1 protein-coding gene is annotated in these 1,485 nt (G+C 66.8%); it reads left to right on the forward strand.

Annotated elements, in window-relative coordinates:
• Positions 1-113: 113 nt before the first annotated feature.
• A partial coding sequence (istA, locus tag OOZ63_RS28840) for an IS21 family transposase (protein WP_266009321.1) occupies positions 114-1,485 on the forward strand: 1,372 nt, incomplete at its 3' end.

The following is a 1,485-nucleotide window of genomic DNA, read 5'->3' on the forward strand; positions in this document are numbered from 1 at the left end:
TGTTGGCGATCACTGAAAACTGACCCACCTGCAAGGGCGGTGATCGCGCAAATCTGACCCACGTATCGACACTGACCTGCTCAAGGCTGAGCGGGGAATCAGGAGTGATCAACGTGGGCATGTTGGCCAAGATCAGGAGAATGCACCTGAGGGATGGGCTTCCCATCCGAGAGATCAGTCGCCGCACCGGGCTGAGCCGGAATACGGTGAAGCAGTGGTTGCGCCGCGAGGGCGAGACCGAGCCGAAGTACCCCAAGCGCACCGAGACCAGCGTGCTCGATGCCTGGGCAGAGCATCTGGAGGCGGCCTTGCGCGTTGACCTGCACCGACCGGTGCGGGAACGGCGCACGGCCAAGGCCCTGTTCGAGCAGATTCGGGCACTCGGCTTTGCCGGCAGCTACCCGCGGGTGGTGGTGTGGGTGAGGCGCTGGCGCGAGCAGCAGGCCAATGCGCCGCGCCGGGCGGCGTTCGTGCCGATGAGCTTCGAGCTGGGTGACGCGTTCCAGTTCGACTGGAGTTGCGAGTACCTCTTCGTCGGCGGGTTGCGCCGGCGGCTGGAGGTGGCGCACACCAAGCTGGCCAGTTCGCGCGCCTTCTGGCTCACTGCCTACCCGACGCAAAGCCACGAGATGCTGTTCGACGCCCATGCCCGGGCGTTCGCGGCCTTCGGCGGTGTGCCGCGTCGCGGCATCTACGACAACATGAAGACCGCCGTGGACAAAGTCGGCGTGGGCAAGCTGCGCAGCGTCAACATCCGCTTCCAGGCCATGTGCTCGCACTACCTGTTCGATGCCGAGTTCTGCAACCCCGCCTCGGGCTGGGAGAAGGGCATCGTCGAGAAGAACGTGCAGGACCGGCGTCGCCAGGTCTGGCGCGAAGCCGCCGAGCGGCGCTGGCCCGACTTCGCCAGCCTCAACGAGTGGCTGGCTCAGCGCTGCCGGCAGTGCTGGGAAGAGAGCCACCATCCGGAGTGGCCGGCGCTGACGGTGGCTGAGGTCTGGCAAGACGAGCAGGCGCGGCTGATGCCCTGTCCCAAGCCCTTCAATGGCTATGTGGAGCACCAGGTGCGCGTGTCGGCCACAGGACTCATCCACTTCCAGCGCAATCGCTACAGCGTGCCCACGCGGCACGTGAACGCGATCCTGAGCCTGCGCGTCTACCCCGAGCACCTGGAGCTGGTCGCCGACGGCATGCAGGTCGCGCGCCATGTCCGCAGCTTCGAGCGCGACCTGACCTTCTACGACTGGCAGCATTACATCGAGCTGGTGGAGACCAAGCCCGGCGCGCTTCGCAATGGCGCGCCGTTCAAGACCATGCCGGATGCGCTGCAGACCTTGCAGCGGCACTTGCTGCGCCATCCCGGCGGCGATCGCGTGATGACCCAGGTGCTGGCCGCCGTGCCGGTGCACGGGTTGGACGCCGTGCTGGTTGCCGCGGAGATGGCCCTGGAGGCCGGGCGCCCCAGCGCCGAGCATGTGCTCAACG

The organism is Paucibacter sp. PLA-PC-4 (assembly GCF_026241155.1).
Lineage (GTDB): Bacteria > Pseudomonadota > Gammaproteobacteria > Burkholderiales > Burkholderiaceae_C > Roseateles_E.